Source organism: Actinokineospora sp. PR83, assembly GCF_021056305.1.
GTDB classification, from domain to species: domain Bacteria; phylum Actinomycetota; class Actinomycetes; order Mycobacteriales; family Pseudonocardiaceae; genus Actinokineospora; species Actinokineospora spheciospongiae.
Genome location: NZ_JAJCXD010000044.1, coordinates 76,033 through 102,269, shown reverse-complemented (window position 1 = coordinate 102,269; position 26,237 = coordinate 76,033). Strand labels below are relative to the sequence as shown.

The following is a 26,237-nucleotide window of genomic DNA, read 5'->3' as shown; positions in this document are numbered from 1 at the left end:
TGTCGCGCCGCCGGCGCCTGCCGCGCTCGCCACGCGGCCCGCGCCCATTCCGGCACCCGCGCCCGCGCCGCCTGCTGCGCTGCCCGCGCCCACCGACCCGGCGAGCGCGCCCGCCGGGTCGGTTCGCTCCAGCACGTCCCGGTACAGCTCCGCCAGGCCCGGGCGGTCCCGGCGAAACTCGCGGACCGGTCCGGTGGCCAGTGCCGCGGCCAGGACCGGCTGCTCGTCGGCCCCCTCAGCCAGCCGCAGCGTCGTCCGGCTGCCCGCCACCGCCAGCACCCGCACCCCCGGCAGCCGGTCGGCCCAGCCCGCCGCCGCGCCGGGGGCGTCCACGACCAGGGTGGTGCCGCTGCCCGCGCGCAGTTCCCCGACCGCCCCCGCGGCCACCAGCCTGCCCGCGCGGATGATGCCCACCCGGTCGCACAGCCGCTCCACCAGGTCGAGCTGGTGGCTGGAGAACAGCACCGCCACCCCGCGCGCCGCCTGGTCGCGCAGCACCCCCGCCAGGACGTCCACCGCGGCCGGGTCCAGGCCGGAGAACGGTTCGTCGAGGACCAGCAGCTCCGGGCCGTGCACCAGCGCGGCGGCCAGTTGCACGCGCTGCTGGTTGCCCAGGCTCAGCCGCTGGACCTCCTGCTCGCGGTGCTGGCGCAGGCCGAGGCGGGCGATCCAGTACTCGGCGGCGCGGTGGGCGTCGTCGACCGGCAGTCCGTGCAGTTCGGCCAGGTAGACGAGGTGGTCGAGGACGCGCATGCGCGGGTAGAGGCCGCGCTCCTCCGGGAGGTAGCCGAAGCGGGCGCGGCGGGCCGGGGTGACCGGTTCGCCCGCCCAGGTGACCCGGCCGGAGTCGGCGGGCAGCACGCCCAGCACGATCCGCATGGCGGTGGTCTTGCCCGCGCCGTTGCCGCCGACGAAGCCGAACACCTCGCCGCGGTCGACCCGGAGGCTGAGGTCGTCGCAGGCGGTGCGGGTGCCGAAGCGCTTGCGCACGCGGTCGACCACGAGGCCGGTGGCGCCGTCGGCTGCGAGCACTGGCGACCCCTTCCCACCCGGTCCGTCCTGCTCCAGTATCCCCGTTGCGGGCGGGTGGGCACCGGTCGGCCGGTGCGACCGCAAACGAGTTGGGCGTTTCCCTCCCGGCCGGGAACCGATCAGAGGATGCTCCGTCAAAGATGGGCGGATGATCCGGGTAGGACCATTGGAGAGATCAGGATGAATCCTGAACAGTGGCTCGCGCAGTACAACGACGAGCTGCAGGAGGTGGCGGCGCGGGCGGCCAAGACCGAGAAGGCGCTGCGCGAGGTGGGCGGTGCGGCCACCTCCTCGGACGGGGAGATCTCCGTGCGGGTCAGCGCCAACGGGGTCACCACCGGCCTCGTCCTGCGCCAGGGGGTCCGCGAGCTGGAGCCCGAGCACCTCGCCAGGCAGATCCTGGAGGTCACCCGGCAGGCGCAGCGCGACGCGAGCGCGCAGGTGCTGGCGGCCATGGAGGGCCTGGTGGGCGACAGCCCGGCGCTCGACGTCGTGAAGGCGAGCATGCCCGAGGGCTACGCCGGGGACGCCGAGGACACCGGTCGGCCGGTCCGCCGCAGGCGCGACGACCGGTCCGACGACGAGTACTTCGACAACCCACCCGAAGTCGTCAACTAGAACGGGGCGGAATCCGATGGGCACAGGTTTCAACGTCAACGTGCAGGAGCTGGTGAAGCACGCCGCGACCGTGGCGACCATCTCCTCCCAGGTGAACGCCGCCACCGGGTCGGCGCAGGCCGTCTCCGGGGACGCCTTCGGGATGATCGGGCAGTTCTTCGCCCAGGCCATCCTCGGTGCCTGCGGTGACGTGGTGCAGGGCATCACCAAGGTCGCCACCGCGGTCGACGACGTCCGCAAGGGCATCGAGGCCGTCGCCAAGGAGTACCAGGACATCGACTCGGCGAACGCGAACACGTTCGCCGGAAGGCTGTGAGGCGCGCGATGACCACGACCAGCACCACCCCGACCGCCTCCGGCCCGCGCACCGCCGAGCAGGGCGCGCAGAACATCACCAACGACATCACCAGCGTGAAGTCGGCCATCGAGCGCGGGGACTGGCTTGAGGCGGGCATGTCCATCACCAACGTGGCGATGGACGTCATCGGCATCGCGGGCGACCCGCTCTCGGCCGCGGGCAGCGCCGGGTTCGGCTGGATCATCCAGCACATCTCGTTCCTGCGGAAGCCGTTCGAGGCGCTGTTCGGCAGCGCCGAGTCGATCCTGGGCAGCTCGTCGGGCTGGGGCAAAACCGGCTCGCAGCTCACCCAGACCGCCGAGCAGCTCCGGCAGGCGTCGGTGAAGGAGACCGGCAACTGGACCGGTGTCGCCGCTGACGGCTACCGCAAGGCCGCCGCCACCCAGGCGCAGGGGCTCGACGCGCTCGCCGAGGTCAGCAAGGCCATCGGCGAGACCATCAAGGGCGCGGGCCAACTGCTCGCCGAGGTCCGCAAGACGGTGCTGGACTTCATCAACAAGTGCGTCACGAAGGTCATCCAGATCATCATCGAGGCGCTGGCCAAGGCGTGGCTGAGCTTCGGCGCCAGCATCGCCGAGGGCATCGCCCGCTCGGTCGCCGAGGCCGTGCAGACCGCGCAGAAGATCGCCTCGAAGATCCAGAAGTTCGTCTCCTCGCTGCAGAAGATCATGCAGGCCGTGCAGAAGATCGTGCAGCTCGCCAAGGCGGTCAAGCAGCTCCTGGCGACCATCGGCGGCAAGGCGGCGGGCACCGCCCCGGCCACCACCACGCAGGCGCCGCAGGTCAACCCCGGTCAGCTCGACACCGCGGCGAACACCCAGTACAGCAACAACGGGCAGACCAACCAGGCCAACTACAACCAGGGCCAGGTCCCCGGCTACGGCGGCTACCAGCCGCTGCCGGGTGGTCAGCAGAACACCGCGAACTACGGCCGGCGGCCCGCCCCGGGCTACGGCGGGTACCAGCAGCCGGGGGGCGGGCAGACCAACGCCGCCAACTACGGCCAGGCCCCCGCGCCCTCGTACGGCGGCTACCAGCAGCCCACCGGCGGCGGCTCCCACCAGCAGCCGAGCTACGGGCAGCAGCCGAACACCCCGTCCTACGGCGGTTACCAGCAGCCGACCGGTGGTTCGCCGTACACCAACCCGGGCGTGCCGACCACCGGTGTCCCCGGCCAGGTGTCGCAGGTGACCCCGCCCGGCGGCTGGGGCCCGTCCGGCCCGCCGCCCACCCCTGGCGCCCCGGCGTCCATGGTGGACCGGGCCCGCTGGATCGGCTCGGCGGTGGAGATCCTGATCAACCACGGCGTCGACCCGTCGAAGATCGACGCGGGTCAGATCGCGCAGATCGTCGACCGCACCTCCGGCGGCAACCCGCACGCGGTCGACCTGTCCGGCCCCGGCGCCACCGACGGCAACCCGCCCAAGGGGATGCTCCAGGTGACCGACTCGCAGTTCCAGCAGCACCGGGTCCCCGGCTACGACAACATCTGGGAGCCGATCGACAACATGCTGGCGGGTGTCCGGCACATCCTCCAGGAGTGGGGCTCGATCATGGTCCTGCTGGAGGCGCTGAACCCCGGCGACGACAAGATGACCATCCAGGCCTGAGGGCCGCAGCACGCCGAAGGGGCCGCTTCCGCTGGGGGGCGGCCCCTTCTGCGTTCAGACCGCGGTGGTGAGGCCCGCCAGGGCGCGGTCGACGAGCGAGGTGACCGCGGGGGCGGCGGCCTCGGCGTCGGCGGGGACGAGGGCCAGGCGGGTGCGGCGTTCCAGGACGTCGGCGGCGGTGAGGGCGCCCTCGTTGCGGACGGCCCAGACGACCTCGGCGGCGGTGGTGCGGTGCGCGATCGGCGCGGCCAGGTCGGGGTCCAGCTCACCCAGGGCGTGCACGACCGGGGCCTCGGTGCCGTACCGCTCGACCAGGTGCCTCGGTGCGTCCAGTGTGGACAGCACGGGGCGCGGGGCGGCGCCGACCAGCGGGAGGGTCGCGGTGGTGCTGGGACCGGCGTTGAGGCCCGCGTGCGCGATCGCGCGGTCGACCGCGTCGGCGGCCATCCTGCGGTAGGTGGTCAGCTTGCCGCCCACCACCGTGATCACCCCGCCGCGGGAGGTCAGCACGGCGTGGTGGCGCGACAGGTCGGCGCTGCGGCCGGTGGCGGGCAGCAGCGGGCGCAGCCCGGCGAACGACCCGAGGACGTCGGCGCGGCTCAACGGGGTGGCCAGGGCGGAGCCTGCGACGTCGAGCAGGAGGTCCACATCGGACTCGGGGACCGTCGGCACGTCCGGGATCGGGCCGTCCACCGGCTCGTCGGTCAGCCCCAGGTAGGCGCGGCCGTCGGGCTGGGGCAGCAGCAGCGCGTACCGGCCCAGGGAGATCGGCACCATCAGCGCCGACCCGGTCAGGCCCGCCGCCCGCGCGTCGAGCACCAGGTGGGTGCCGCGCGAGGGGCGCAGGGTGACCTCGTCGACGAGCGTGCCCGCCCAGACGCCCGTCGCGTTGACCACCGCGCGGGCGCGCACCTCGAACGGCGAATCGGTGAGCGCGTCGGTCACCGCGGCGCCGGTGCCGGTCAGCGCGCTCACCCGCGCCCGGGTGAGCACCCGCGCGCCCAGGCCCGCCGCGGTCCTGGCCAGCGCCACCACCAGCCGGGCGTCGTCGACGAGCTGCCCGTCGAACAACAGCAGCCCGCCGCGCAGGCCGTCGCGGCGCAGGCCCGGCACCAGGGCCAGCGCCTCCGGGGCCGACACCCGGCGCGGGCGGGGCAGCAGCGCCGACGGGGTGCGCGCCGAGCGGCGCAGCGCGTCGCCCGCCAGCAGGCCGGACAGGGTCAGCGCCGCGTCCCGGCCGGTGGTGCAGCGGTGCAGCGGGATGAGCTGCGGCAGCGCCCTGGTCAGGTGCGGGGCGGTGGTGGTCATCAGCACCCCGCGCTCGACCGCGCTCTCCCTGGCCAGCCCGACGTCGCCCTTCGCCAGGTAGCGCAGGCCGCCGTGGACGAGCTTGCTCGACCAGCGGGAGGTCCCGTGCGCGAGGTCCTGGGCCTCCAGCAGGGCCACGCTCAGCCCGCGCGCCGCCGCGTCCAGCGCCACCCCGGCCCCGGTGACCCCGCCGCCGACCACCAGCAGGTCGACCACCTCGCCCCCGGCGAGCGCGGCCAGGTCGGCGGCGCGGCGGGCGGCGTTGAGGGCGGTGCGGGGCTCGGGCACGGGAACTCCCTGGTCGGGGTCGGGGGCTGGTCGGGTGCGGAGGCCGGTCAGGGGCGCAGGGCGGTCTCCAGCAGGTGGGCCAGTTCGGCGAGCAGGTCCTCGGGGTCGAGGTCGGCGGTGGCCGGGATGTGCGAGAGCACGAACGACTGCACCACCAGCAGCAGCGCCCTGGCCTGCACCAGCGGGTCGGCCCGGCGCACGGTGCCGTCGGCGTGGCCCGCTTCGAGCTGCGCGCGCAGGAACCGCTCGGCGATCTGCTGCGTGCTGCCCAGCCGGGACACCACGTAGGGCAGCACCAGTTCGCCGTCGCGGTCGAGCACGGTCCGCATCAGCGGGTCGTTGGCGATGGCCCGGACCCCCGCGACCGCGCCGCTCACCAGCCGGTCCCTGGCCGAGGGCCGGTCGGCGACCGAGTCCTGGGTGCGGGCCAGCGCCTGGCCGAACTCCCTGGTCATCAGGGCTGCCAGCAGGCTGCGCACGTCCGGGAACCGCCGGTAGAGCGTCATCCGGCTGACCTCGGCCCGGCGGGCGACGTCGGTCAGCGTCGTGCGCCGCACGCCGGTGGCCAGCACGCAGTCGCGGGCGGCGTCGAGCAGGACGTCGTCCGCCACCCGCGTCGGCGCGTTGCTGTGACGTTTAGACGTCATATGTCACACTCTATCCCGTGAGCGCTGAGATGGACCACCTCGACCACCTGGTGCGGAGCGGTTGGACGCCGGGCGGAGCGGCGGACGCGGACCTGCCCGCCCACGCGAGCAGGTGGCTGGCCGCCCGCACCGGCCTGCGACCGGCGAGCACGCCGGTCGCCCCGGACTCGCCGGCCCCGGTGCCCGACTCCACCCTGCCCGCCGCGGTGCGGGCCGTCCTGGGGTCCATTGTCGGGGCCGAGCACGTCCTGGTCGAATCGCCCGACCGGCTCGGCCGCGCGGGCGGACTGTCCTACTTGGACCTGCTGCGCCGCCGGGGCGCCGGGGACCTCGCCGTCCCGGACGCCGTGGTCGTCCCCGCCGACCCGGCCGAGGTGCTCCGGGTGCTCGCCGCCTGCGCCGAGCACGGGGTCGCGGTGGTCCCCTTCGGCGGCGGCACGTCCGTGGTCGGCGGGGTGTCGGCGCTGCGCGGCGGCTTCGACTCGGTGATCGCCCTCGACCTGGCCCGCCTCGACCGGCTGGTCACCGTCGACCCGGTGTCGCGGCTCGCGGTCTTCCAGGCGGGCGTCCCCGCCCCGGTCGCGGAGCGGCTGCTGGCCCGGCACGGGTTCACCCTCGGGCACTTCCCGCAGTCCTACGAGCGCGCCACCATCGGCGGCTTCGCCGCCACCCGCTCCTCCGGCCAGGCCTCCGCGGGCTACGGCCGCTTCGAGGACATGGTGGCGGGCGTGCGCGTCGCCACCCCGCGCGGCGACTGGCGGCTGGGCGCCGCCCCGGCCAGCGCCGCGGGCCCGGACCTGCGCCAGCTCGTGGTCGGCAGCGAGGGCGCGTTCGGCGTGATCACCGAGGTCACCCTGCGGGTGCGGCCCAAACCGGTGGTCTCCCGGCACGAGGGCTTTGTCCTCGACGGCTGGGAGGCGGGCGCCGAGGCGGTGCGCGCGCTCACCCAGGAGGACGTGCGCGGCGCGGTCACCCGCCTGTCGGACCCGGAGGAGACCGAGGTCGGCTTCACCATGAGGGGCGGCTGGAAGACCCGGGCCGTCCGCGCGTACCTGCGCGCGCGCGGCGTGCGCGAACCGTGCCTGCTGGTCGTCGGCTGGGAGGCGTCGTCGTCGGCGGCGCTGCGGGCCAAGCGCGCGGCCACGCTGCGGGCGCTGCGGGGCGCGGTCCGCCTCGGCCGCCCGGTCGGCGAAGCCTGGCGCCGCGGCCGCTTCGCCGGACCCCGCCAACGCGACGCCCTGATGGACGCGGGCGTGTGCGTCGAGACCCTGGAGACCGCCGCCCACTGGTCCGGGCTGTCCGCCCTGCGCACGGCGGTGACGGCGGCGCTGACCGGGTCGCTGACCCGCGACGGCCGCCGCCCCGTCGTCGCCTGCCACATCTCCCACACCTACGAGACGGGCGCGTCGCTCTACTTCACCGTCCTGGTCCCCCGCGACCCCGCCGACCCGGTCGGGCAGTGGCAGCGCGCCAAGCACGCCGCCAGCACCGCCATCGCCACCCTCGGCACCATCACCCACCACCACGCCGTGGGCGTCGACCACGCCCCCTACCTGCGCGCCGAGATCGGCGACCTGGGCGTGGACGTGCTGCGCGCGGTGAAAGCGGAACTGGACCCGGCGGGCGTGCTGAACCCCGGCAAGCTCATCCCCGGACCCGCCACCGGACAACGGTGAGCGCCAAGCCCCCGACCACCCCGGCGGCGAGCAGGGGGAAGGTCATCGCCGCGCGGTCGCCGATCGCCTCCTCGCAGATCCCGACGTAAGCGACCACGGTCGACCGGTCGGTGGACCGCAGGTCGTCGGTCACCCACCGCGTCTCCACCCCACCGACGACGTTCCCGCAGTTCACCGACCCGGCACTCGGATCGGTGTTCGCGACGTGCACGGGGACCAGCAGGAGGGTCAGGCCGAGCAGCAGCGCGGCCACCGCCAGCACGGCCGCGAAGCGGCGCGGGGTCAGCGTGATCTGCGCGAGCGGGTCCGCCGCCGGACGGGGTTCGCGGGGGTCCTCAGCGGTCATGCCACGAGCGTGGCCCATCGGCGGCGGAAAAGCCCGGGGTTTCGCGGAGAAGAGAGCGCTCGGAGGGACTGGCCACAGCGCCGCGCACGGCGGCGGGGGCGTACCCCGGGCTGAAAGTGGCACGGACCGGTCGAGTCGCAACCGCCACCCGGGCGAGTGCTACCGGATGCTGCCGCACTTCGTGGACGTGTTGCGACGGTGAGGTGAGACCATTCTCAGGTCGTTTCGATCGAAGGTGAACGCATGCGCCATTTCCTGGAATCCACGAGTTCGTCCAAGGTTGAAGTGGTGAATGAGGGTGGTGGTTGGTCGGTCTTCATCCCGGGGCTTCCCGTCGCCGCGGATGGGGCCACTTTCGATGATGCGATCGACGAGATGATCGATGCTCTGCGAGAGTATGCCGAAGATTGGCAGGAGCGGCTTTCGGTTGCGCCCGACCACCAGGAGAACTGGATGCTCGTGCAGTTGGTCAGCCGCAACGACGACCTCGGGCTCCGGGACTGGCTGGTGGGATCTCCTCGGTGAATCGGTCCCGGGTGATTTGGCGAGATCATGAACTTCCTGCCGCATCGGAGGTTGGCAATGCGAGGTTGCGTCGATGGCAGACGGGAGGTGGCGGCTCGGGTGAACCGCCACCGGGCAGAGGTGGCTGACCGGGTCGACCGGTTATTCGGTGGCCGGGTTGATCCAGAGCTGCAGTGAACGGGGGATCAGGCCAGGGTGGTCTTGACCGCGTCCTCGATGGGGGTCGGGGTGCGGCCGAGGAGGGTGGCCAGGTCGGGGCGGACCTCGGCGAAGACGCCGGTGGCGATGTTGGCCTCGATGTCGGTCAGCAGGTCCGCGACCGGCTCGGGGAGGCCGAAGCCGATCAGGGCCGCCCGGCGCTGCGCCGGGGTGACCGCCGTGTGCGTGGTGCCCGCGAGGGCGGCCAGCTCGTCGAAGGTCCAGGCGGTGGGGCCGGTCAGCTCGTAGGTCTTGCCGTGGTGGCCGGGTTCGGTGAGGACGATTGCGGCGGCCTGGGCGAGGTCGTCGCGGGCGGCGGTGGCGATGCGGCCGGTGCCCGCCGCGGTGGTGAGGGGGCCCTGGAGCAGGGCCGGGGTGTAGTTCTCGTGGTACATGCCGTTGCGCAGGAAGGTGTGGGCGACGCCCGTGGCGCGGATGGCTTCCTCGGTGGCCTTGTGGTCGGCGGCGAGGGCGACCGGGGAGGTGTCGGCGTCGGTGACGCTGGTGTAGGCGATGTGCCGGACGCCCGCGGCGACCGCCGCTTCCACGGTGGCCCGCTGCGTCGCCGCGCGGTCGGGGCCGTCGGCGGAGATCAGCAGCAGGGAATCGATGCCGGTGAAGTCGAGGCCCGTGGCGAAGTCGCCCCGGCGGACCTCGATGCCCTGGGCGGCGAGGGGTTCGGCCTTGTGCGGGTCGCGGACGGAGACGGCGATGTCCGCGGCGGGGACGCGGTCGCGGAGGTGGTGGACGACGCGGGTGCCGAGGTGGCCGGTGGCGCCGGTGACCAGGTACTTCACGGTGGACTCCTTCGGGTGGCGGGTGTTGGGATTACCGTAGGGGTGTTACTTTCTCTTCGTAAGTACCTACCTCTGGGTGCTGTACTTACCTCAAGGGAAGAAATGAGGTCAGCGGGGTATGGGCGTGACTGAGACCACATCGTTCCGGGCCAACGTGTTCGACCCGAACTGCCCCGGGCGGGGCGTGATGGAGCACGTCGCCAGCCGGTGGGGGGTGCTCGTGCTCGGCGTGCTGCTCGACGGGACCCTGCGCTTCGGCGAGGTCCGGCAGGCCGTCGGCGGGGTCAGCGAGAAGATGCTGGCGCAGACCCTCCAGGCGCTGGAGCGCGACGGGCTCGTGCACCGGGAGGTGCGGCCGGTGATCCCGCCGCACGTCGACTACTCCCTGACCGACCTCGGGCGGCCGATCGCGGAGGGCGTGCGCGAGCTCTACCGGCTCATCGAGGAGTCCACGGCGTCCGTGCTGGTGGCGCAGGCCGCCTTCGACGAGCGCAAGGCCGCCCGCTAGGTGTTCGTCGACGCCGAGTTCCCCGCCGTCCCCTACCCGGGCGCCCGGCCGCCGTACTCCTACGCGCACGACGGCGGGCGCGGTGTCCGGCTCACCGCCGACCCCGCCGCGCTGTCCGGGTGGCGGGCGGGCGGTGTCGACCTCGACGAGTGGCTGGGTGCGCGCGGGGGTGCGCCGATGGCCGGGCGGGTACCCGTGCTGTCCTACGGCTCGAACCCGTGCCCGTCGAAGCTGACCTGGTTGCGGGACGCGCTCGGGCTGGTGGGGCCGGTGGTGGTGCTGCGGGCCCGGTGCACCGGGCTGGCCGCGGTGTGGGCGGCCGGGTTGCGCGTGGTCGACGACCAGCGGCCGGTGGTGCTCGCCGCGCTGGGCGGGGTGGAGGACCACGCGGTGCTGATGCTGGCACCGGAGCAGGTGGCGGTGCTCGACGTGTGCGAGGGGCGCGGCCACCGGTACGCCCTGGCCCGGGTGCGCACCGGCACCGTGGAACTCTTGGACAGCACCGACGACGGCACCTCGATCGACGGCGTGCTCGCCTACGTGGGTGCCGCGGTGATCCGCAGGCCGCTGCTGGTGTCCGGCGCCCCGGTGCGCTGCGCGGACGTCCCGCAGGCCGAGGCGGTGGGGCTGATCGGCGAACCCGCGGCGGGCGACGGGCTCGACGTCGAGGTCGTCAGCGGTCCGCCCGCCCCGGAGGCGTTCCCCGGCAGGCTCTTCGTCTACGGCACGCTGCAACCCGGCGCCCCGATGTGGCCCCTGTTGGCCGGGGTGGCCTGCGGTGAGCCCCGGCCCGGCAGGCTGGCGGGGTCGCTGTACGACACCGGTTTGGGCTACCCGGCGCTGCGCCTCGGCGACGGGCCGGGGGTGTCGGGCTGGACGGTGCCGCTGCGCGCGGGGGTGTCGCTGGCGGCGCTCGACGAGTACGAGGGGCCGGAGTACGCGCGGGTCCGGGTGGTCGTCGACGGGGCGTGGGCGTGGACCTACGTGTGGCTGGAACCGGTCGAGGGGATGTCGGTGCTGTCCGCGCCCTGGCCCGTGCACGGCCACACGGACGGGTGAACTCCGGGTTGGGGCGGGCGGGCGCCGGGAACGGTTGGGGTGTGGAACTGTCCGGACTCGACGCCTACGACCCCGCGGGCAACAGGATCGGCCGCATCGGCGGCGTCTACCTCAACCGGGGCACCGGGGAACCCGAGTGGGCCGTCGTCCACACCGGACTGCTCGGCCTCCGGGAGAGCTACCTGCCGCTGGTGGGTGCCCGCCCCGTCGGCGACGGTGTGCAGGTGGGTGTGGGCAAGGGTGCCGTCCGGGGCGCCCCGCGCGCAGACGGGCCGCTGACCGACACCGCGCCGCTGTGCGCCCACTACGGCCTCCCGCCCGGTGCCGTGCCGATCCCGGCGCCGCGCCCGCCCTCGGACGTGCCGCGGCGCCGGTACGTCGTGGCGCCCGACCTCACCGTGACCGCGGAGTGCTCTACCGCGTGATGACGTAGGCGATCCCACCCGAACCGCTCGCGACCGCGCCGGAGGCGGTGTACCGCTTGGTGCGCAACCAGATGTTCTCGAACTGCGCCCGCTTGTACACGTGCCGCACCGCGGCGTTGTTCGGCGACGCCGGGTCGTTGGCGATCACGTCGCCCTCGGCGGTGAAGCCGACGACGACCATCAGGTGCCCCGCGGTGCCGTAGCCCGCGCCGTCGAGTTCGTCCGCGCGGAAGGACTGCGAGGTGATCACCGGGATGCCGCGGGCGATGTGGGCCTCCAGCTCGGTCAGCGACCGCAGCCGGGTCACGTGCGCCGACAGGCCGTAGGACGCGGCGTAGGCGGTGTTGAACGGCCAGTTGCCGGTGCCGTCGTAGTCGTGGTCGTAGGTGGCGCGGGCCGCGTGGTCGACCGATCGGTCGGCGTAGGTCGGGTCCACCCAGGCCAGGTCCTCGGCCGAGGGCCGCTTGCCCCAGTACTCGACCACCATCTGCGTCGAGGTGGGGCTGCACCACGCCTCGCCGCCGCCGCCGTACTGCGGGTACTGCCCGATGTGGACGTTCTGCGAGTACGCGGGCACCGGCAGCTCCACCGCCCGCCCGAGCGAAGGCGTGCTGGCCGGGACGGTGAACCGGTCCGGGATGGCCGAGGTCATCGCCCCGATGGTGCGCAGCGTCGGCGTGGCCTGGGTGCCCGTGGCCCGGAACAGGGTGACCCGGAGCTGGTAGGCGCGCAGTGGCCTGCCCTGGGCGGCGACGAAGGTGTCCACGTCGACGTACCCGGTGTCGTCGGACTGGTCGGGGACGCTGCTGCGGATGATGTCCTGGTCGCCCAGGGCCCAGCGGCCCAGGGTGAACCAGGTGGGGCCGTCGCCGCGCACCTCCACCCGCAGCCAGGTGCCCGCGGGGGTGGTGGCGTTCCAGGAGGCGACCAGTTGGGTGGCGTCGAAGCCGGGCCGGTGGACCGGGGAGGTCCAGGTGCCGTAGTCGTAGCGGCGGGTGGTGCCCAGTTCGGGCTCGGTGTGCTCGACGCTGCCCGCGGGCCTGCCGATGCGCAGCCCGCCCGGACCGGGGAGCAGGCCGTCGGAACGACCGCTCGCCAGGTCGCGCGGGAGGGTCCACTGGTGGTAGTCGACCGGTGCGTCACCGGGGCGGTGTGCGGTGGTCGCGGACGCGGGTGGGGTGGCGACCGCGGTGGCGGCCAGTACGGCGACCCCGGCGGTGAGCAGGCGCAACGGTCTCATGTCGAGAATTTTCGCGCCACGCGGCCAGCATGTAAACAGCCGTCACCGGCTTGCCGCGCGGTCAGCCCGCGGGTGGCGCCTGTTCGGTCGGACCGGCGTCGAGTTCGGCGAGGAAGTCCGCCCAGAACTCCTCCACGCAGCGCTCGAACCGGATGCCCAGTTCCAGGGACTTGAGCTGCCACGGGTCCGCCACCCCGGCGACCTGCCCGTACTGCACGACGTAGTTGTCCCCGCGCGCCTTGTGCGACTCGTAGCGGTCCCTGGCCAGGCCGCGCAGGGTCCGCGGGTTGCCGTGCGCGGCGAAGAACAGCTTGAGCAGGCCCAGGTCGCGGACCTCGGTCTCCTCCGGCGTGGGGGCGACCAGCCACTCGCGCAGCGCCTCGCGGCCCGCCTCGGTGATCGAGTAGGTGCGCCTGCGCCTGCCGCCGTCCTCGACCGCGGAGACCACCAGGCCGTCCTCGGCCAGCCTGCTCGGCTCGTCGTAGAGCTGGGAGTGGGCGAAGGCCCAGAAGTGGCCGATGGTGTAGCCGACCCGCTGCTTGAGGTCGTAGCTGGTCGCCGGACCCGCGGAGAGCATTCCCAGGACGACGTAGGACGTCGCGTTGAGCTTGCGACCGCGTGCGCTGGACTCGCCTGACAGCCCGGTCACCTCCCCGTTCGCGCCGCCCACAGTGCGAACCATACCCATCCCGGGAGCGGCCGGGGCGGGCGGACGCGCCTCGCCCCGGCCGGGCCGAGCGGGTCCGCGGGACCGGGGGACCGGTCGCGCGAACCCGCCCGGGCGGTGCTCAGCCCAGGTGCTTGACGTCGAGCCTGCCCTCGGCGTGCGCGGCCCGCAGCACCTTCTTGTCGAACTTGCCGACGCTGGTCTTCGGGACCTCCTCGACGAAGGCCCAGTTCTCCGGGAGCTGCCACTTGGCGACCTTGTCGCCGAGGAAGTCGCGCAGCTCCTCGGGCGCGGCCTCGGCGCCGGGGCGCAGCACGACCGCGACCAGCGGGCGCTCGTCCCACTTCTGGTCCGGGATGCCGATGACCGCGGCCTCGGCCACCGCCGGGTGGCCCATGACGGCGTTCTCCAGGTCGACCGAGGAGATCCACTCGCCACCGGACTTGATGATGTCCTTGGAGCGGTCGGTCAGGGTGAGGAAGCCGTCCGGGGTGAGCGTGCCGACGTCCCCGGTGCGCAGCCAGCCGTCGCGGAACTTCTCCGCGCCTGCTTGATCAATGCCACCGTCCGCTGTTTCGTCGCCCAACCGGTAGTAGGAAGCGGCGATCCACGGTCCGCGGACCTCCAGCTCGCCGACGCTCTCGCCGTCCCACGGCATCTCGGCGCCGTCGTCGTCGATGAGCCGGGCCTGCACGCTCGCCGGGAGGCGGCCCTGCGTGTAGCGGTACTTCCACCCCTGCTCCTCGGTGAGGCCCGCGGGCGGGCGGCACACGGTGCCCAGCGGCGAGGTCTCGGTCATGCCCCAGGCGTGCACGATGTGCACGCCATACTTCTCGGCGAAGGCGTGCATCAGCGCGGGCGGGCAGGACGAGCCGCCCACGACGACCTCGCGCAGCGAGCTGAGGTCGGCCGGGTTCTGCTCCAGGTGGGCCAGCACCGCCTGCCAGATGGTCGGCACCGCCGCGGAGTGCGTCGGCCCCAGCTCGGTGATCATCCGGACCAGCGGCTCCGGCTGCAGGAAGCGGTCCGGCATGATCAGCGACGCGCCGGTCATGAACGCCGCGTAGGGCATGCCCCAGGACATGGCGTGGAACTGCGGCACGATCACCAGCGAGCGGTCGGTGGAGGCCAGTCCGATGCCGTCGGCCATGCAGACCTGCATCGAGTGCAGCCAGATCGAGCGGTGGGAGTAGACGACGCCCTTGGGGTTGCCGGTGGTGCCGGAGGTGTAGCACATGGCCGCGGCGGTGCGCTCGTCCACGTCCGGCCAGTCGAACTCGTCGGACTGCTCGGCGAGCAGCGCGTCCCAGGAGTGCACCCGCACGCCCTCGGGGGCGGTCAGCGCCTCGGCCGGGCCGTTGGCCACGATCACGTGCTTGACCGTGGTGAACGTGGGGAGCTGCCGGGCCAGCAGGGGGGCCACCGTGGCGTCCACGATGACCACGTGGTCCTCGGCGTGGTTGGCGATGTAGGTGAGCTGCTCGGGGAACAGCCGCAGGTTGAGCGTGTGCAGCACGGCCCCCATCGCCGGGACGGCGAGGTAGGCGACCTGGTGCTCGGCGTTGTTCCACATGAACGTGGCGACCCGCTCGTCGCCGGTGACGCCCAGGCCGCGCAGCGCGTTGGCCAGGCGGGCGGCCTGCTTCCCGATCTCGGCGAAGGTGCTGCTGCGGCTGCCGTCACCGGTCCAGGTGATCACTTCGGCGGTCCCGTGCACCTTCGTGCCGTGCCGCAGCAGTGTGCCGATGGACAGGTTGCCGTCCTGCATGGTGCTCAACATGGTCGCTCAAGCTCCCTGGGGTTGACGGCCTCGGCCGTCGGTGGACATCGGCCCCGACCAAACTTACTCGCGGTAGGAAAGCCTAGTGGGCGAACGCCGTCGGCAACACTCCCGAAATGCCCGGTTCGCCGAACTTGATCATGCTGTCACGCTGCGTGCCGCCCCCGGACGTGATGGGCTCCGCAGGAGGTTTGCGCGTGTCGGGGGTATGTTGCCCCCCGAGGTGTCGTTTACTGGTGAAAGGCGTCGGGCGGCCGGGTCGCGCGGTGCGTCCGGGGTGGGTAGCTCTTTCCGCTCCGGTGACTGTCGGTAGTCACGATGCCCCGATGAGGCTGGGCCCGTCGCCACCGCGGCGGGTGATGAAGGAAAGGACAACCACGTTGGCTCTGCCCACGTTGACTCCCGAGCAGCGCGCGGATGCGCTCGCCAAGGCAGCCGAGGCGCGCAAGGCGCGCTCGGAGCTGCTGGCGTCGATCAAGTCCGGTGAGCGGACCATCGCGTCGGTGCTCGGCAAGGCCAAGGACGACAAGACGATCGGCAAGACCAAGGTCGCCGCCCTGCTCAAGGCCGTTCCCGGCCTCGGTGCGGTGAAGGTCGCCGCCCTGCTGGAGCAGGCCGGGATCGACCCCGACCGCCGCGCGGCGGGCCTCGGCGACCGGCAGCGCTCCGCGCTGATCGACGCGCTCGGCTGATCACGACCACGACAGCGGGCGGGTGGCCGGACGGCCACCCGCCCGCTGTCGTCCGTGGGCAAACCCACGATGCTCGTCAGCCCCCGATCGGGTGGCGGTAGGCAGAATGGAGGGGTGGCTGAACACGTGGTGCGGGACTACCGCCCGGGGGCGTTCCTGCTCGCCGGACCGACGTCGACGCTGCTCGCGGAGGGTGAGCGAGCGGTCGTCACCGAGTCCGACCCGGAGGAGCTGTCCGCCAGGGTGGAGAAGGCCCTGGCCGACAGCGGCGCCCAGGTCGCGGTCGGCGCGCTGCCGTTCGCCCCGGGGGCACCCGCCCACGTGGTCGTGCCCGCCGCGGTCAGCCGCGCCGGGTCGGCGCACCCCTCCTCCGTCGCCCCCGCCGCCGGGGCCGCGCCCGTGTCGGTGACGCCGGTGCCGTCCGGGGCGGGGTACGAGGCCGCGGTCGCCGCGGCGGTCGCGCTCCTGCGCGGCCCCGGTGAGCTGCGCAAGGTCGTCCTCGCCCGCACCCTGCGGCTCGGGTTCGCCGCCCCCGTCGACCTCGCCGCCCTGCTGCCCGGCCTGGTCGCGGCCAACCCGCAGGGCCACACCTTCGCCGCGCCGCTGCCCGGCGGGCGCACCCTGCTGGGGGCCACCCCCGAACTGCTGGTCTCGCGCACCGGCACCCGCGTGGTGTCGAACCCGCTGGCCGGGTCGCTGCCGCGCGGGGTGACCCCGGAGCAGGACCGCGCCCTGGCCGACGAGCTGCTGGCCTCGGGCAAGGACCAGGCCGAGCACCGGGTGGTGGTGGAGGCGGTCGAGGAGGTGCTGCGCCCGTTCTGCCGCAGCCTGCACGTGCCCGCCGGTCCGTCGCTGGTGGCCACGCCCACCGTGTGGCACCTGTCCACCCGCATCACCGGCGAACTGGCCGACCCGGGGGTGTCCGCGCTGCGGCTGGCCGCCGCGCTGCACCCGACCCCGGCCGTCTGCGGCGCCCCCGCCGCCGCGGCGGCGGCGGCGATCGCCGAGCTGGAGCCGTTCGAGCGCGGCTTCTACAGCGGGGCCGTCGGCTGGACCGGCGCCGATGGTGACGGTGAGTGGGTGGTGTCGCTGCGCTGCGCGGAGGTCTTCGACCGGGAGATGCTGCTCTACGCGGGCGCGGGGATCATGCCCGCCTCGGTCCCGGCCGCGGAGCTGGCGGAGACCTCGGCGAAGTTCGCCACCCTGCTGCGCGGCCTGGGCATCGACCTGCCGGGCGCGTGACTGGACACCTGCGACGCGTTGCCGAGTGATCCCAGGCGGGCGGGAGGTCGGTACCAGTGCTCGGGGCGTTCGACGCTCAGTCCGCCGGAAAGCTGCACCTTGTCCGGCAGCAGCGATTGGCGGATTCGGGCGTCGGCGATGGTGTAGTACCCGTCCACCGCAGTTCGCAAGTCGAAGGAGAAGCGCTGGGGTGGGAAGGCCGCGATGACCGTCCTGTGTGGCTCCAGCCGCTTCAACACCCGCACCGCGGGACAGAGGTCGCTGTCCGCCGAAACAATGATCGCCACGTCGTAGGTGTCGATCACGACGGCCCCCCACTGGGGGGCCGTTTGTTTTTGGGCCGGGTCTCACCTCTGTGGCGAGATCAGATCCAACACTTCGTGGGCGAACCTTGTCGAGGTCCCGCATGCGGGTCGGAGGCTCGGGTTCCACTGTCTGATCGCAAGTTCACCCAGCGGACCCAAGTGTCGTCGCTGCTTGCGCGGAGTGCGACACGCAACGTGGCTGCTGGTCGAGTTGTCCACACGGTTTGCCCCACAGTTGCACCTGTGCAATTCACCCATATGGTGTATGTAGCACCTCCTGATACGTCCGTTCGATTGTCTTGCCGCTTCCGCTTGTGCAGAGCAGCCTGCACAAGTGATCGCCTGGAACCGCGTAATCGTGCTCGGCGCGCACCGGGAGTCCACGCTGTGGCAGGTATTCGGTGGAGGAACGCTGCGACTCGGCCACGCACGGGCGTGTGGCAACCCCGCCCGGTCCGGTGCGCGGCGGCGCCGGAAGGTGCTGAAAATTTCTCACGGATAGGGGAGTGCCCCGGATCCGCTGCTCGGGTTACCCTCCACCGGTGGTCGATCTGGTATCGGAACCGGGGGTCGCGGACGTGTCGGTGTACCGCGACACCGGGGGTACCGGGGTGCCCCCGGACGAGAAGGTGCGCCGCGAGCTGATCGACCGGCTCCTGGAGGGCCGGTTCACCCGCCGCTCCGAGCTGTCCGACGCCGCCCGCGTGCTGGAGCTGCCCGAGGACGGCCTGTTCGTCGTCCTCTACGGCGACGGCAGCACCGACGAGGCCCGACCGGAGGTCAGCGCCACCGCCGTCGACCCCAGCCGCAGGCGGGTGATCGTCTGGCGCAGCCTGCCGGACGCGGAGATCGGCATCGTGTCGGTGGAGCGGGTGGAGGACTTCGACGGCCTGCGCGCCGCCCTGGCGGCCAGCGGCCAGGTCATCGGCGTCAGCCGCCCGGTGTCCGGCCTGGCCAGGGTCCCCGCCGCGCTGCGCCGCGCCCGCATCGCCCGCCGCTGCCTGCCGCCGGGGGAGACCGGGGTCGCCGTGTTCGGCGAGCGCCCGGTCACCACGCTGGTCGCGGGCGCCCCGAACCTGGCCCGTGAACTCGCCATCGAGGTGCTCGCCGGTCTGGACGTGCTCGGCGTCGAGGAGCGGGCCGAGCTGCTCACCACCCTGCGCCTGTGGTTCGCCCACGGCGGCGCGGTGAAGGCGGTCGCGGAGCTGATGTCGACGCACCCCAACACCGTCCGCTACCGCCTCCGCCGCGCCGCCGAGGTCACCGGCCGGGACATGGAGGACCCGCGCGACGTGGGCGAGCTGTACCTCGCCGTCGAGGCCACCCGCCTCACACCCGACGGGCCGCCTGCGGGGTGAGCGCTCAGCGCCACTCGTAGGCGGCCGACTCCGGCGCGGTGGTGCTCACGATCGTCCCGCCGGTCCACGGCAGGGACGGGTGCAGCGCCGAGCCGAACGGGTTCCCGCCCGTGGGCAGCGGCAGCGCCGTGGTCGTCCCCCGCCGCCAGAGCGACAGCTTCGGCACCGGGGCGAACTCGGTGGCGGTGACCGTGCCGGTGCGGTTCACCGCGAACGCCGCGCCGCTGTCCGCGCCCGGGGTCAGGTCCGTCATCACCCCGCGCTGCCAGGAGAAGGCGTGGCTGCGGCCGTCCGCCGTGCTGGACTGGCCGACGACCTGACCGGAGTCGCTGAGCCACGGCCCCGAACCCTCCTGGCTGACGGGGACGTGGGTCTGGCCGCCGCCGAGGGAACCGATGTCGGTGGTGCTGCCCGCGCTCCACAGCAGCAGCTTGCCGTCGGCGGCGATGAGGACCTGCCCGGAGGCGTTGACGTCCACCGGGGTGCCCGCGCCGATGGCGACCGGCGCCCGGCCGGGGCGGGCCAGGTGGGCGGTGCCGTCGGCGGTGTAGGTGACGTCGCCACCCGCGCCGAGGCTGCCGGAGTGCGCTGACGGGCTCTCCACGACCGTGCGCCAGGTGCCCGCCCGCCACAGCGACAGCCGCCGGTCCTCGTCGGCGTCCACGCTGCTCACCAGGACCTCGCCGCGGTTGTTGACGTCGACCGCCGCGCTGTCGACCGCCCCGGGCGGGGTGAGGTCGACGCGGCGCCCTGCCGACCACAGCACGGCGTGCCGCACCCCGTCGACCTCGCGGTACCCGACGACCTGGTCGAGGTCGTTGCCCTCGTACACCAGGCTGTTCACCCCCGCGGGTTCGAGGTCGACGCGCTCGCCGCCGCGCCAGGTGACGGCCCGCGGGCCCGCATCGGTGAGCACCACGCCGTGGATCAGCCCACTGGCGCTCATGCCGATCCCGGCCGCCTGGAGCGATCCGGCGGGGGCGGGAAGCTGCCGCACCCCGGTGTCCGCGTCCGCTTCCGCGGTGGCGCCGACCAGGATGACCAGGGCGGCGGCGGTGGCCGAAACGGTTGTCCTGACACGCATCGGTGTGTGTCCTTCCTTCGGGAGTGGATCGTCCTATTGGGACGTGAAGAGGGAGGTGGCGGAATTGCCCGGGGCCGCGTCCGTGCCCGCGACCTGCGGCAGGCGGGGGTGCAGGGCGGTCGGCATGGTCAGGTTGCCCGGGGTCGCGGCGCCCAGGTCGGTGGTGCTGCGGCGCTTCCAGAGCAGCGCGTGCGTGCCCGCCGTCCCGGGGACGGGCACTTCTCCTGCGATGTCGCCGCGTTCGTTGATGGCGTAGCTGGTGCTGTACGGGGCGTGCGGGGTCAGGTCGGTCATCACCCCGCGCCGCCAGCGGAAGGCGTGGTAGCGGCCGTCGCGGGTCTCCGAGAGGCCGGTGACCTCGCCGGAGGCATTGAGCCACGGGCCGTGGCGCGGGCCGGTGCCGACGAAGCGGGTGTCGCCGCCGCCCAGCGAACCGAGGTCGGTCAGGCCCCCGTCGCGCCACAGCGCCGCCCGGCCGCGGCCGTCGTCCTCGCAGGCCAGCAGGACGGCGCCACCGGCGTTGATGCCCATCGGCACCGGCGGGCCGCCGCCGAGGCCCACCAGCCGGATGCCCGGGCCCCGGCCGCGCGGGAACAGCAGCGCCCGGTCGTCGACCAGGACCGCGACGTCACCGGCCGCGCCCAGCACCGGGTCGTGGAACCGGCCGCCCTCCAGCAGGGTGCGCCACCCGCCCGGCCGCCACAGCGACAGCCGCCGCGCGGTGCCGAGGGTGTCCTGGCTGATGTGGTGGCTCACCACCAGCACCTCGGCGCGGTTGGTGATCCCCACCGCGGCGCTGCGGAAGGCCCCGCGCGGGTGCAGGTCGACCCGGCGCCCCCCGGTCCACAGCACCGCCCGCTCCTCCTCGCCGGGGCGGCGGGTGTAGGAGCCGACGACCTGGTCGTGGTCGTTCGCCGCGGTCGGGGTGCTCGGCCCGGTCCGCTCCAGCGGGGTCAGCTTCCCGTCGCGCCACACCGCGGCCCGCGCGGGCTCGCCGCGCCCGCGCACGAACCCGTGCACCATGCCGGTCGCGGTCATCCCGGTCAGCCCGGCCTCGGTGTCGGGGCCGGGCAGCGGCAGCGGGCGCAGCCGGGGGGTTCCGGATCCGGTCTCGGTGGCCGCGGCGACGGTCACGGTCGCCAGGAGGGCGGCGGTCAGCACCAGGGCGCGCATGACGCACCTTCCGGTCGGGAGCGGTGAGCGGTACGCCGAGACTGTAGCGATAACGCCACTATTCAAACAATGACGTTATATGGGCTAATCTCGGCGTAGCCTCGGCCATTCGGACCAGTGGGTGCAGCACAATCGGCCGAGTGGCCGGTGAGGTCTTCCCGTGTTGGATCTCCGGGCATGAAAAAGAGCACGCGAGCCGCCGCTACTTCAACCGGGTGTGCCGAATACCGGCCGGATGAGGTTCCGGTCGCGGTCAGGCGAAGCGGAGCAGCGCCCGGCTCAGGGCCGCGTCGGACGTCGCCGTGGACTGGTGGCCGGAGCCCTCCAGCACCACCAGTTCGGCGTCCGGCCAGTTCTTGACGAGTTCCCACGCCGTCTCCAGCGGCCCCGCCAGGTCCACCCGCCCGTGGATGAGCACGGCCGGGATGCCCGCGAGCTTCCCCGCCTCCCGGATGAGCACGCCCTCGTCGAGCCAGGCGCCGTGGGAGAAGTAGTGCGCGCAGATCCGCACCAGCGCAAGCTGTTCGGCGGAAGTGCTGCCGCTGAACGGTTTCGCGGGTCCGGCCTCGTGGGAGAGGACCGCGTCCTCCCAGGCGCACCAGTCGTGCGCGGCGCGGGCGCGGACCTCCGGGTCCGGGTCGTCCATCAGCCGCGAATAAGCGGCCAGCACGTCCTCTTGGCAGGTGCCCGCGGGCACGCCCGCGCGGAAGCGCTCCGCCGCCTCGGGGAAGATGCGGCCCAGTCCGAAGTAGAGCCAGTCGATCTCGCGGCGGCGGGTGGTGGTGACCGCGAGCAGCACGATCGCGCTGACCCGCTCCGGGTGCGCCTGCGCGTACGCCAGCCCCAGCGTCGACCCCCAGGAGCCGCCGGTCACCACCCAGCGCTCGATGCCCAGGTGCGCGCGCAACCGCTCCATGTCGGCGATCAGGTGCGCGGTGGTGTTGACCGACAGGTCGGTGGTCGGGTCCGCCGCGTTCGGCGTGCTGCGACCGCAGCCGCGCTGGTGGAAGAACACCGCCCGGTGCCCGTGCGCGGTCAGCCTGTCCCGCCAGCGCTCGGTCATCGCCATGCCCGGGCCGCCGTGCACCCACACCAGCGGTGTGCCCGCCGGGTCGCCGCAGGTCTCCCAGTAGACCCGGTTGCCGTCGCCGACGTCGAGCATCCCGCTCGCGGTGGGGGTGGTGCGCACGTCAGTTCGCCGGTGCCTTGCAGTTGGGCGGCTGGCACAGGAACTTGCCCAGGGCGGCGTAGAAGATGTCGCCGATCTTCGTGGGGTCCGCGGTGGTGAACGCCGTGCCGCCGGTGGCCGCCGACAGCGCGTCCAGCTCGGCCTTGTCCACGTCCGGCCCGATGCCGACGCCGACGATGGGCAGCGGCCTGCGCGGGTCTTGGAGCCCGCCCAGTTCCGCCAGCAGGTCCGCCCGGCTGATGCCGTCGCTGTCCTCGTTGCGGCCGTCGGTCAGGATGATCACCAGGTTGAGCCTGCCAGGCTCCCAGTCCGCCCGCCCGGACCGGTAGGCGGCGAGCACGGTGTCGTAGAGCCCGGTGGCCCCGTCCGGCACCGCCCTGATGGCCGCCACCTGCTCCTTCGCGCCCGCGGCGAGGTGGTCGCGGACCGGCTTCATGGGCAGCAGTTCCCGGTAGTCCCTGTCCCCGTCGAGCTTGGTGGAGAACAGGGTGTAGCTCAGCTTGGTGTCCGGTTTGAACAGACCGAGGCCGAGCACGGCGGCCCTGGTGGTGACGGTCATCCGGTCCAGGTCCGTGCCGGGCACCTCCTGCGCCATCGAGCCGGACACGTCCATCAGCACCCGCACCCGGGCGGCCAGGTTCGCCCCCGCCCACTGGTTGAGCAGCGCGTCGACCGCGTCGTTGTCCGGGACCCCGGTGCGGTCGACCCGGTCGGCCCGGGTGCGCCGGTCCTGCGACCGGTCGCGCAGCACCCGGCCGTCGGCGGTCCGGTACCCGGCGTCGGCCAGCGCTCGCGCCGTCGTCTCGTCGAGCAGCCTGCCGAGGAACTCCAGCGCGGCGTCCCGCTCGGCCGGGGCGGTCCTGGGCAGCACCGTGTACGGGTAGTCCATCGACGGCACGGCCGGTTCGCCGTAGGTGGCGACGAGCTTGTGGCCGGACTCGGCCGCGTTGTGCTTGAGCAGGTCGTGCTCGGTGGTGGCGATGACGTCGATCGGCTCGTCCGCGCCGCCCGCGCCGGGCAGCCGGGCGTAGAGGTCCGCGACCAGCGGCCGGGTCTCGGCCGAGATCCGGCGCAGCGTGCTGGTCAGCGCCGCGTCCGGGTCGGGGGCGGTCTGGGTGGTGGTGCGGACGCCGAACACGGCCGAGGTGCCGACCGGGTCGCGCGCCGGGTCCGGGACGCCGATGGCGGTCTCGGCCGGGGTGGCGAGGACCTCCGCCCAGGTGGGGGTCCTGTCCGGCCAGCCGAGCGCGCCCGCGGTGTCGTCGGTCAGCGCCAGCACCACCGGCGACGAGGCGATCGAGGTGCCGCTGACCTGCCCGTCGAACGCCCCCTTGGCCTGCGCCCGGCGCAGCAGCATCGTGCTCTCCGGGATCCACACGTCCGGCAGGGCGCCGCTGTCGGAGACGGCCAGCGCCTCGGCCACCGACGTCGAGCCCTCGGCGGCGACGGCGACCCGGTAGCAGGCGTTCTCGTCCCCGGCGGCCTGGTCGTCGGCCACCCGCTTGCCGACCTGCTGCACCAGCGGCGCGATGTCCGGCGCGGCGGCCACGTCCACGGTCACCGGGTTCTCGCAGGACGGTCCGACCCAGCCCCGGACCAGGGTGACCCCGAGCCAGCCCACCAGGGCGACCACCACCAGGAGGCCGATGAGCACCACGGGACGGGGCCGACCCCTGCCCGACGAGTGTCGTCCCACGGTTGCGACCCTCCCCCGAGATGAGTTTCCGTCAGGTTAAGCGAAACCCCAGGCCCGGGGGAGGGCCGCCGAGATGTGAATCACTGTCATGAATCAGCTTCGCCTACGAGTACAGCGCGTCCACCTCGGCGCCGAAGTCCTTCATGATCACCCGGCGCTTGAGCTTCAGCGACGGCGTGAGGTGCCCGGTCTCCGGGGTGAACTCGGTGGCCAGCACCCGGAACTTGCGCACCGACTCCGCCTTCGACACCGCCGCGTTGCCCTCGTCGACGGCCTTCTGCACCTCGGCGAGCAGCTGCGGGTCGTCCACCAGGTCGGCCACGGTCGCCGACGCGGGCTTGCCGACGGTGGTCTTCCAGTGGGTGAAGTAGTCCGGGTCGATGGTCACCAGCGCGGCGATGTACTTCTTGCCGTCGCCGACCACCATGGCCTGCCCGACCAGCGGGTGCGCGGCGATCCGGTCCTCGATGACCGCCGGGGCGACGTTCTTGCCGCCGCTGGTCACCAGGATCTCCTTCTTCCGGCCGGTGATCGACAGGAAGCCGTCCGCGTCGAGCTGCCCCAGGTCGCCGGTGGCGAACCAGCCGTCGGCGTCGAGGACCTCGGCGGTGGCGGCGTCGTTCTTCCAGTAGCCGCCGAACACCTGCCCGCCCTTGAGCAGGATCTCGCCGTCCTCGGAGATCTTCACCGAGGTGCCCGGCAGCGGCTGCCCGACGGTCCCCGCCTTGAAGTTGTCCGGGGCGTTGGTCGTGGCCGCCGCGGTGGTCTCGGTCAGGCCGTAGCCCTCCAGCACCACCAGGCCGATGCCGCGGAAGAAGTGCGTCAGCCGCAGGCCCAGCGCGGCGCCGCCGGAGATGGCGTACCCGGTCTTGCCGCCCATGGCCGCGCGCAGCTTCGAGTAGACCAGCCTGTCGAACACCGCGTGCCTGATCTTGAGGCCCAGCCCGGCCTTGCCCTCGGCCTCGCTGTAGGCGATCGCGGTGGCCGCGGCGGCGTCGAAGATCTTGCCCTTGCCGTCGGCGTGCGCCTTCTGCCGGGCGCCGTTGTAGACCTTCTCCAGCACGTAGGGCACCGACAGGATGAACGTCGGCTGGAAGGTCGCCAGGTCGGGCAGCAGGTTCTTGGCGTCCGGGCCGTGGCCCATGGTGGTCTGCGAGTACACGCAGCCCACCTGCACCATCCGGCCGAAGACGTGCGCGATCGGCAGGAACAGCAGGGTGGAGGCGTCGCCGGGCATCCCGGTGCCCTTGAACAGCCGGGTCAGCACCTCGCCGCCGTAGCCGACCTCGGCGAAGAAGTTGTCGTGGGTCAGCGCCACGCCCTTGGGGTTGCCGGTGGTGCCGGAGGTGTAGATGATCGTGGCCAGGTCCGACGCGGACACCGCGGTCCGGCGCGCGTGCACCTCGGCCTCGTCGACGTCCTTGCCCGCCTCGACGATCTGCTCGACGGCACCGGTCTCGATCCGCCACACGTGCCGGAGCGTGGGCACGTCGTCGCGCACGTCGGCGACGCGCTTCTCGTGCTCCTCGGTCTCCACGACCGCCGCGACGCACCCGGAGTCGGACAGGATCCACTGGATCTGCTCGGCGGAGGAGGTCACGTAGATCGGCACCGGCACCGCGCCCGCGGCCCAGATGGCGAAGTCCAGCAGCGTCCACTCGTAGCGGGTGGCGGCGAGGATGGCGACCCGCTCGCCCGGGCCGATGCCCGAGCCGATCAGGCCCCTGGCCACCGCGGTCACCTCGTCGGCGAACGCCTTCGCGGTCACGTCCGCCCAGCCGCCGCCGGACTTGCGCTTGAACTGCACGTGCTCCGGGGTCTTGGTGGCGTTGGTGTACACCAGGTCGGCGAGTCCGCCCGCCTCTTCACGCTTGGCGACGGGCGGCACGGCGAACTCGCGCATGGTCTTCTCCTCCGAACGGCGCACGGCGGTCGACACCTGGTCACCACGGGTGCGCACCAGGCGGCTACCTGACAGTAACTTTGCCCGTATCTTGCCCGGAACTACTCCGAACGGCCAGAGTTCGCACTCAACTGATACCGACCTGCGTGACAAAACCGCCGTCGACCCCCGTCTCCCGGTGGACGAAGGCCCCGGCCGAGACCTGGGCGGTCTCGGTCGGGGCCCTCGATCCGGTCGACCTAGAAGGTCAACTTGACGCTGTCGATGTAACCGGTGTCACTGCTGTAGACGTCCTGGACCTTGAGCTTCCAGGTGCCGTTGGCCGGGGCCGCCGAGGCGTTGACGGTGTAGGTGGTGATCACGTTGTCGGCCGAGTCGCTGGAACTGGAGTTCTTCAGCCGGAACGCGGTGCCGTTCGGCGCGACCAGGTCGATCACCAGGTCACCGCGGTAGGTGTGCTTGATGTCCACGCCCACCGACAGCGCCGACGGGGCGTTGCCGGAGAGCCCGCTG

The 26,237-nt window shown here is 73.2% G+C and carries 24 protein-coding genes and 1 pseudogene; 11 read left to right on the top strand and 14 right to left on the bottom strand.

The features are described 5' to 3' along the window. Positions 1-129: 129 nt before the first annotated feature. Positions 130-1,032 (bottom strand): annotated as a pseudogene (locus L6E12_RS16855) (ABC transporter ATP-binding protein); the annotation flags it as partial. Between the two features lie 180 nt (positions 1,033-1,212). On the opposite strand from L6E12_RS16855, the gene L6E12_RS16850 reads away from it, so the two are divergent. Genes L6E12_RS16850 through L6E12_RS16840 form a run of 3 tightly spaced genes read left to right on the top strand, consistent with a single transcriptional unit; the run spans position 1,213 to position 3,618 of the window. Beyond that, on the top strand, positions 1,213-1,650 hold the full coding sequence (locus L6E12_RS16850; protein WP_236228869.1) for a YbaB/EbfC family nucleoid-associated protein: 438 nt from the start codon (positions 1,213-1,215) through the stop codon (positions 1,648-1,650). 16 nt (positions 1,651-1,666) lie between these two features. Continuing rightward, positions 1,667-1,966: a type VII secretion target gene (locus L6E12_RS16845; protein WP_035288383.1), complete on the top strand. Its 300-nt coding sequence runs from the start codon at positions 1,667-1,669 to the stop codon at positions 1,964-1,966. Between the two features lie 8 nt (positions 1,967-1,974). Beyond that, a complete protein-coding gene (locus L6E12_RS16840; protein WP_236228868.1) occupies positions 1,975-3,618 on the top strand; it encodes an EspA/EspE family type VII secretion system effector in 1,644 nt (547 codons plus the stop codon). A gap of 54 nt (positions 3,619-3,672) precedes the next feature. Here L6E12_RS16840 and L6E12_RS16835 read toward each other — a convergent pair whose 3' ends face one another. Both L6E12_RS16835 and L6E12_RS16830 read right to left on the bottom strand, forming a co-directional pair. Continuing rightward, on the bottom strand, positions 3,673-5,214 hold the full coding sequence (locus L6E12_RS16835) for an FAD-dependent oxidoreductase (RefSeq protein WP_236228867.1): 1,542 nt from the start codon (positions 5,212-5,214) through the stop codon (positions 3,673-3,675). Positions 5,215-5,261: 47 nt separating this feature from the next. Beyond that, complete coding sequence (locus tag L6E12_RS16830) at positions 5,262-5,861, bottom strand: TetR/AcrR family transcriptional regulator (protein ID WP_236228866.1); 600 nt, start codon at positions 5,859-5,861, stop codon at positions 5,262-5,264. 29 nt (positions 5,862-5,890) lie between these two features. On the opposite strand from L6E12_RS16830, the gene L6E12_RS16825 reads away from it, so the two are divergent. Next, positions 5,891-7,537: an FAD-binding oxidoreductase gene (locus tag L6E12_RS16825; RefSeq protein ID WP_236228876.1), complete on the top strand. Its 1,647-nt coding sequence runs from the start codon at positions 5,891-5,893 to the stop codon at positions 7,535-7,537. On the opposite strand, the gene L6E12_RS16820 is transcribed toward L6E12_RS16825, so the two are convergent. Continuing rightward, positions 7,506-7,883: a hypothetical protein gene (locus tag L6E12_RS16820; RefSeq protein ID WP_236228865.1), complete on the bottom strand. Its 378-nt coding sequence runs from the start codon at positions 7,881-7,883 to the stop codon at positions 7,506-7,508. The genes L6E12_RS16825 and L6E12_RS16820 overlap by 32 nt on opposite strands. Before the next feature lie 243 nt (positions 7,884-8,126). On the opposite strand from L6E12_RS16820, the gene L6E12_RS16815 reads away from it, so the two are divergent. Further along, on the top strand, positions 8,127-8,408 hold the full coding sequence (locus tag L6E12_RS16815; RefSeq protein ID WP_236228864.1) for a type II toxin-antitoxin system HicB family antitoxin: 282 nt from the start codon (positions 8,127-8,129) through the stop codon (positions 8,406-8,408). A gap of 185 nt (positions 8,409-8,593) precedes the next feature. On the opposite strand, the gene L6E12_RS16810 is transcribed toward L6E12_RS16815, so the two are convergent. Beyond that, complete coding sequence (locus L6E12_RS16810; protein WP_236228863.1) at positions 8,594-9,403, bottom strand: SDR family oxidoreductase; 810 nt, start codon at positions 9,401-9,403, stop codon at positions 8,594-8,596. A 118-nt stretch (positions 9,404-9,521) separates the two neighbouring features. On the opposite strand from L6E12_RS16810, the gene L6E12_RS16805 reads away from it, so the two are divergent. From L6E12_RS16805 to L6E12_RS16795, 3 genes are read left to right on the top strand one after another with little or no spacing between them, the layout of a single operon-like run. Next, complete coding sequence (locus tag L6E12_RS16805) at positions 9,522-9,911, top strand: helix-turn-helix domain-containing protein (RefSeq protein ID WP_236228862.1); 390 nt, start codon at positions 9,522-9,524, stop codon at positions 9,909-9,911. Then, positions 9,912-10,970 (top strand): gamma-glutamylcyclotransferase, encoded by a 1,059-nt coding sequence (locus tag L6E12_RS35435; RefSeq protein ID WP_236228861.1) that lies wholly within the window; start codon positions 9,912-9,914, stop codon positions 10,968-10,970. 41 nt (positions 10,971-11,011) lie between these two features. Further along, positions 11,012-11,395 carry a PRC-barrel domain-containing protein gene (locus L6E12_RS16795; protein WP_236228860.1) on the top strand — a complete coding sequence of 128 codons (384 nt, stop codon included), beginning with the start codon at positions 11,012-11,014 and terminating at the stop codon, positions 11,393-11,395. On the opposite strand, the gene L6E12_RS16790 is transcribed toward L6E12_RS16795, so the two are convergent. The 3 genes from L6E12_RS16790 to L6E12_RS16780 form a co-directional block, all read right to left on the bottom strand. After that, entirely contained in the window at positions 11,385-12,635 is a 1,251-nt protein-coding gene (locus L6E12_RS16790) for a C39 family peptidase (protein ID WP_236228859.1), read from the bottom strand. The two genes, L6E12_RS16795 and L6E12_RS16790, sit on opposite strands and share 11 nt — an antisense overlap. Before the next feature lie 61 nt (positions 12,636-12,696). After that, positions 12,697-13,305, bottom strand: a complete 609-nt coding sequence (locus L6E12_RS16785; RefSeq protein WP_236228858.1) for a helix-turn-helix transcriptional regulator — start codon at positions 13,303-13,305, stop codon at positions 12,697-12,699. Between the two features lie 118 nt (positions 13,306-13,423). Further along, on the bottom strand, positions 13,424-15,082 hold the full coding sequence (locus tag L6E12_RS16780) for a long-chain fatty acid--CoA ligase (protein WP_236228857.1): 1,659 nt from the start codon (positions 15,080-15,082) through the stop codon (positions 13,424-13,426). Between the two features lie 380 nt (positions 15,083-15,462). Between L6E12_RS16780 and mihF the strand changes: the two genes are divergently transcribed. The 3 genes from mihF to L6E12_RS16765 all read left to right on the top strand — a co-directional run bounded on the left by mihF (position 15,463) and on the right by L6E12_RS16765 (position 18,679). Next, positions 15,463-15,774, top strand: coding sequence for an integration host factor, actinobacterial type (mihF, locus tag L6E12_RS16775; RefSeq protein ID WP_181399859.1), 312 nt, complete (start codon positions 15,463-15,465; stop codon positions 15,772-15,774). Positions 15,775-15,843: 69 nt separating this feature from the next. Then, positions 15,844-17,016 carry an isochorismate synthase gene (locus L6E12_RS16770; RefSeq protein ID WP_374201891.1) on the top strand — a complete coding sequence of 391 codons (1,173 nt, stop codon included), beginning with the start codon at positions 15,844-15,846 and terminating at the stop codon, positions 17,014-17,016. Positions 17,017-17,863: 847 nt separating this feature from the next. Then, the gene (locus tag L6E12_RS16765) at positions 17,864-18,679 is read left to right on the top strand and encodes a CdaR family transcriptional regulator (protein ID WP_236228855.1); all 816 of its coding nucleotides are present in this window, start codon (positions 17,864-17,866) and stop codon (positions 18,677-18,679) included. 4 nt (positions 18,680-18,683) lie between these two features. On the opposite strand, the gene L6E12_RS16760 is transcribed toward L6E12_RS16765, so the two are convergent. The 6 genes from L6E12_RS16760 to L6E12_RS35430 form a co-directional block, all read right to left on the bottom strand. After that, positions 18,684-19,763: a hypothetical protein gene (locus L6E12_RS16760; RefSeq protein WP_236228854.1), complete on the bottom strand. Its 1,080-nt coding sequence runs from the start codon at positions 19,761-19,763 to the stop codon at positions 18,684-18,686. Positions 19,764-19,796: 33 nt separating this feature from the next. Next, on the bottom strand, positions 19,797-20,936 hold the full coding sequence (locus L6E12_RS16755) for a hypothetical protein (protein WP_236228853.1): 1,140 nt from the start codon (positions 20,934-20,936) through the stop codon (positions 19,797-19,799). Positions 20,937-21,189: 253 nt separating this feature from the next. After that, complete coding sequence (pip, locus tag L6E12_RS16750; protein ID WP_308074925.1) at positions 21,190-22,125, bottom strand: prolyl aminopeptidase; 936 nt, start codon at positions 22,123-22,125, stop codon at positions 21,190-21,192. A gap of 1 nt (position 22,126) precedes the next feature. Continuing rightward, on the bottom strand, positions 22,127-23,779 hold the full coding sequence (locus L6E12_RS16745; protein ID WP_236228852.1) for a substrate-binding domain-containing protein: 1,653 nt from the start codon (positions 23,777-23,779) through the stop codon (positions 22,127-22,129). 145 nt (positions 23,780-23,924) lie between these two features. Then, on the bottom strand, positions 23,925-25,724 hold the full coding sequence (locus L6E12_RS16740; RefSeq protein WP_236228874.1) for a long-chain fatty acid--CoA ligase: 1,800 nt from the start codon (positions 25,722-25,724) through the stop codon (positions 23,925-23,927). 239 nt (positions 25,725-25,963) lie between these two features. Next, the gene (locus L6E12_RS35430) at positions 25,964-26,194 is read right to left on the bottom strand and encodes a proprotein convertase P-domain-containing protein (RefSeq protein ID WP_308074926.1); all 231 of its coding nucleotides are present in this window, start codon (positions 26,192-26,194) and stop codon (positions 25,964-25,966) included. Positions 26,195-26,237: the final 43 nt, after the last annotated feature.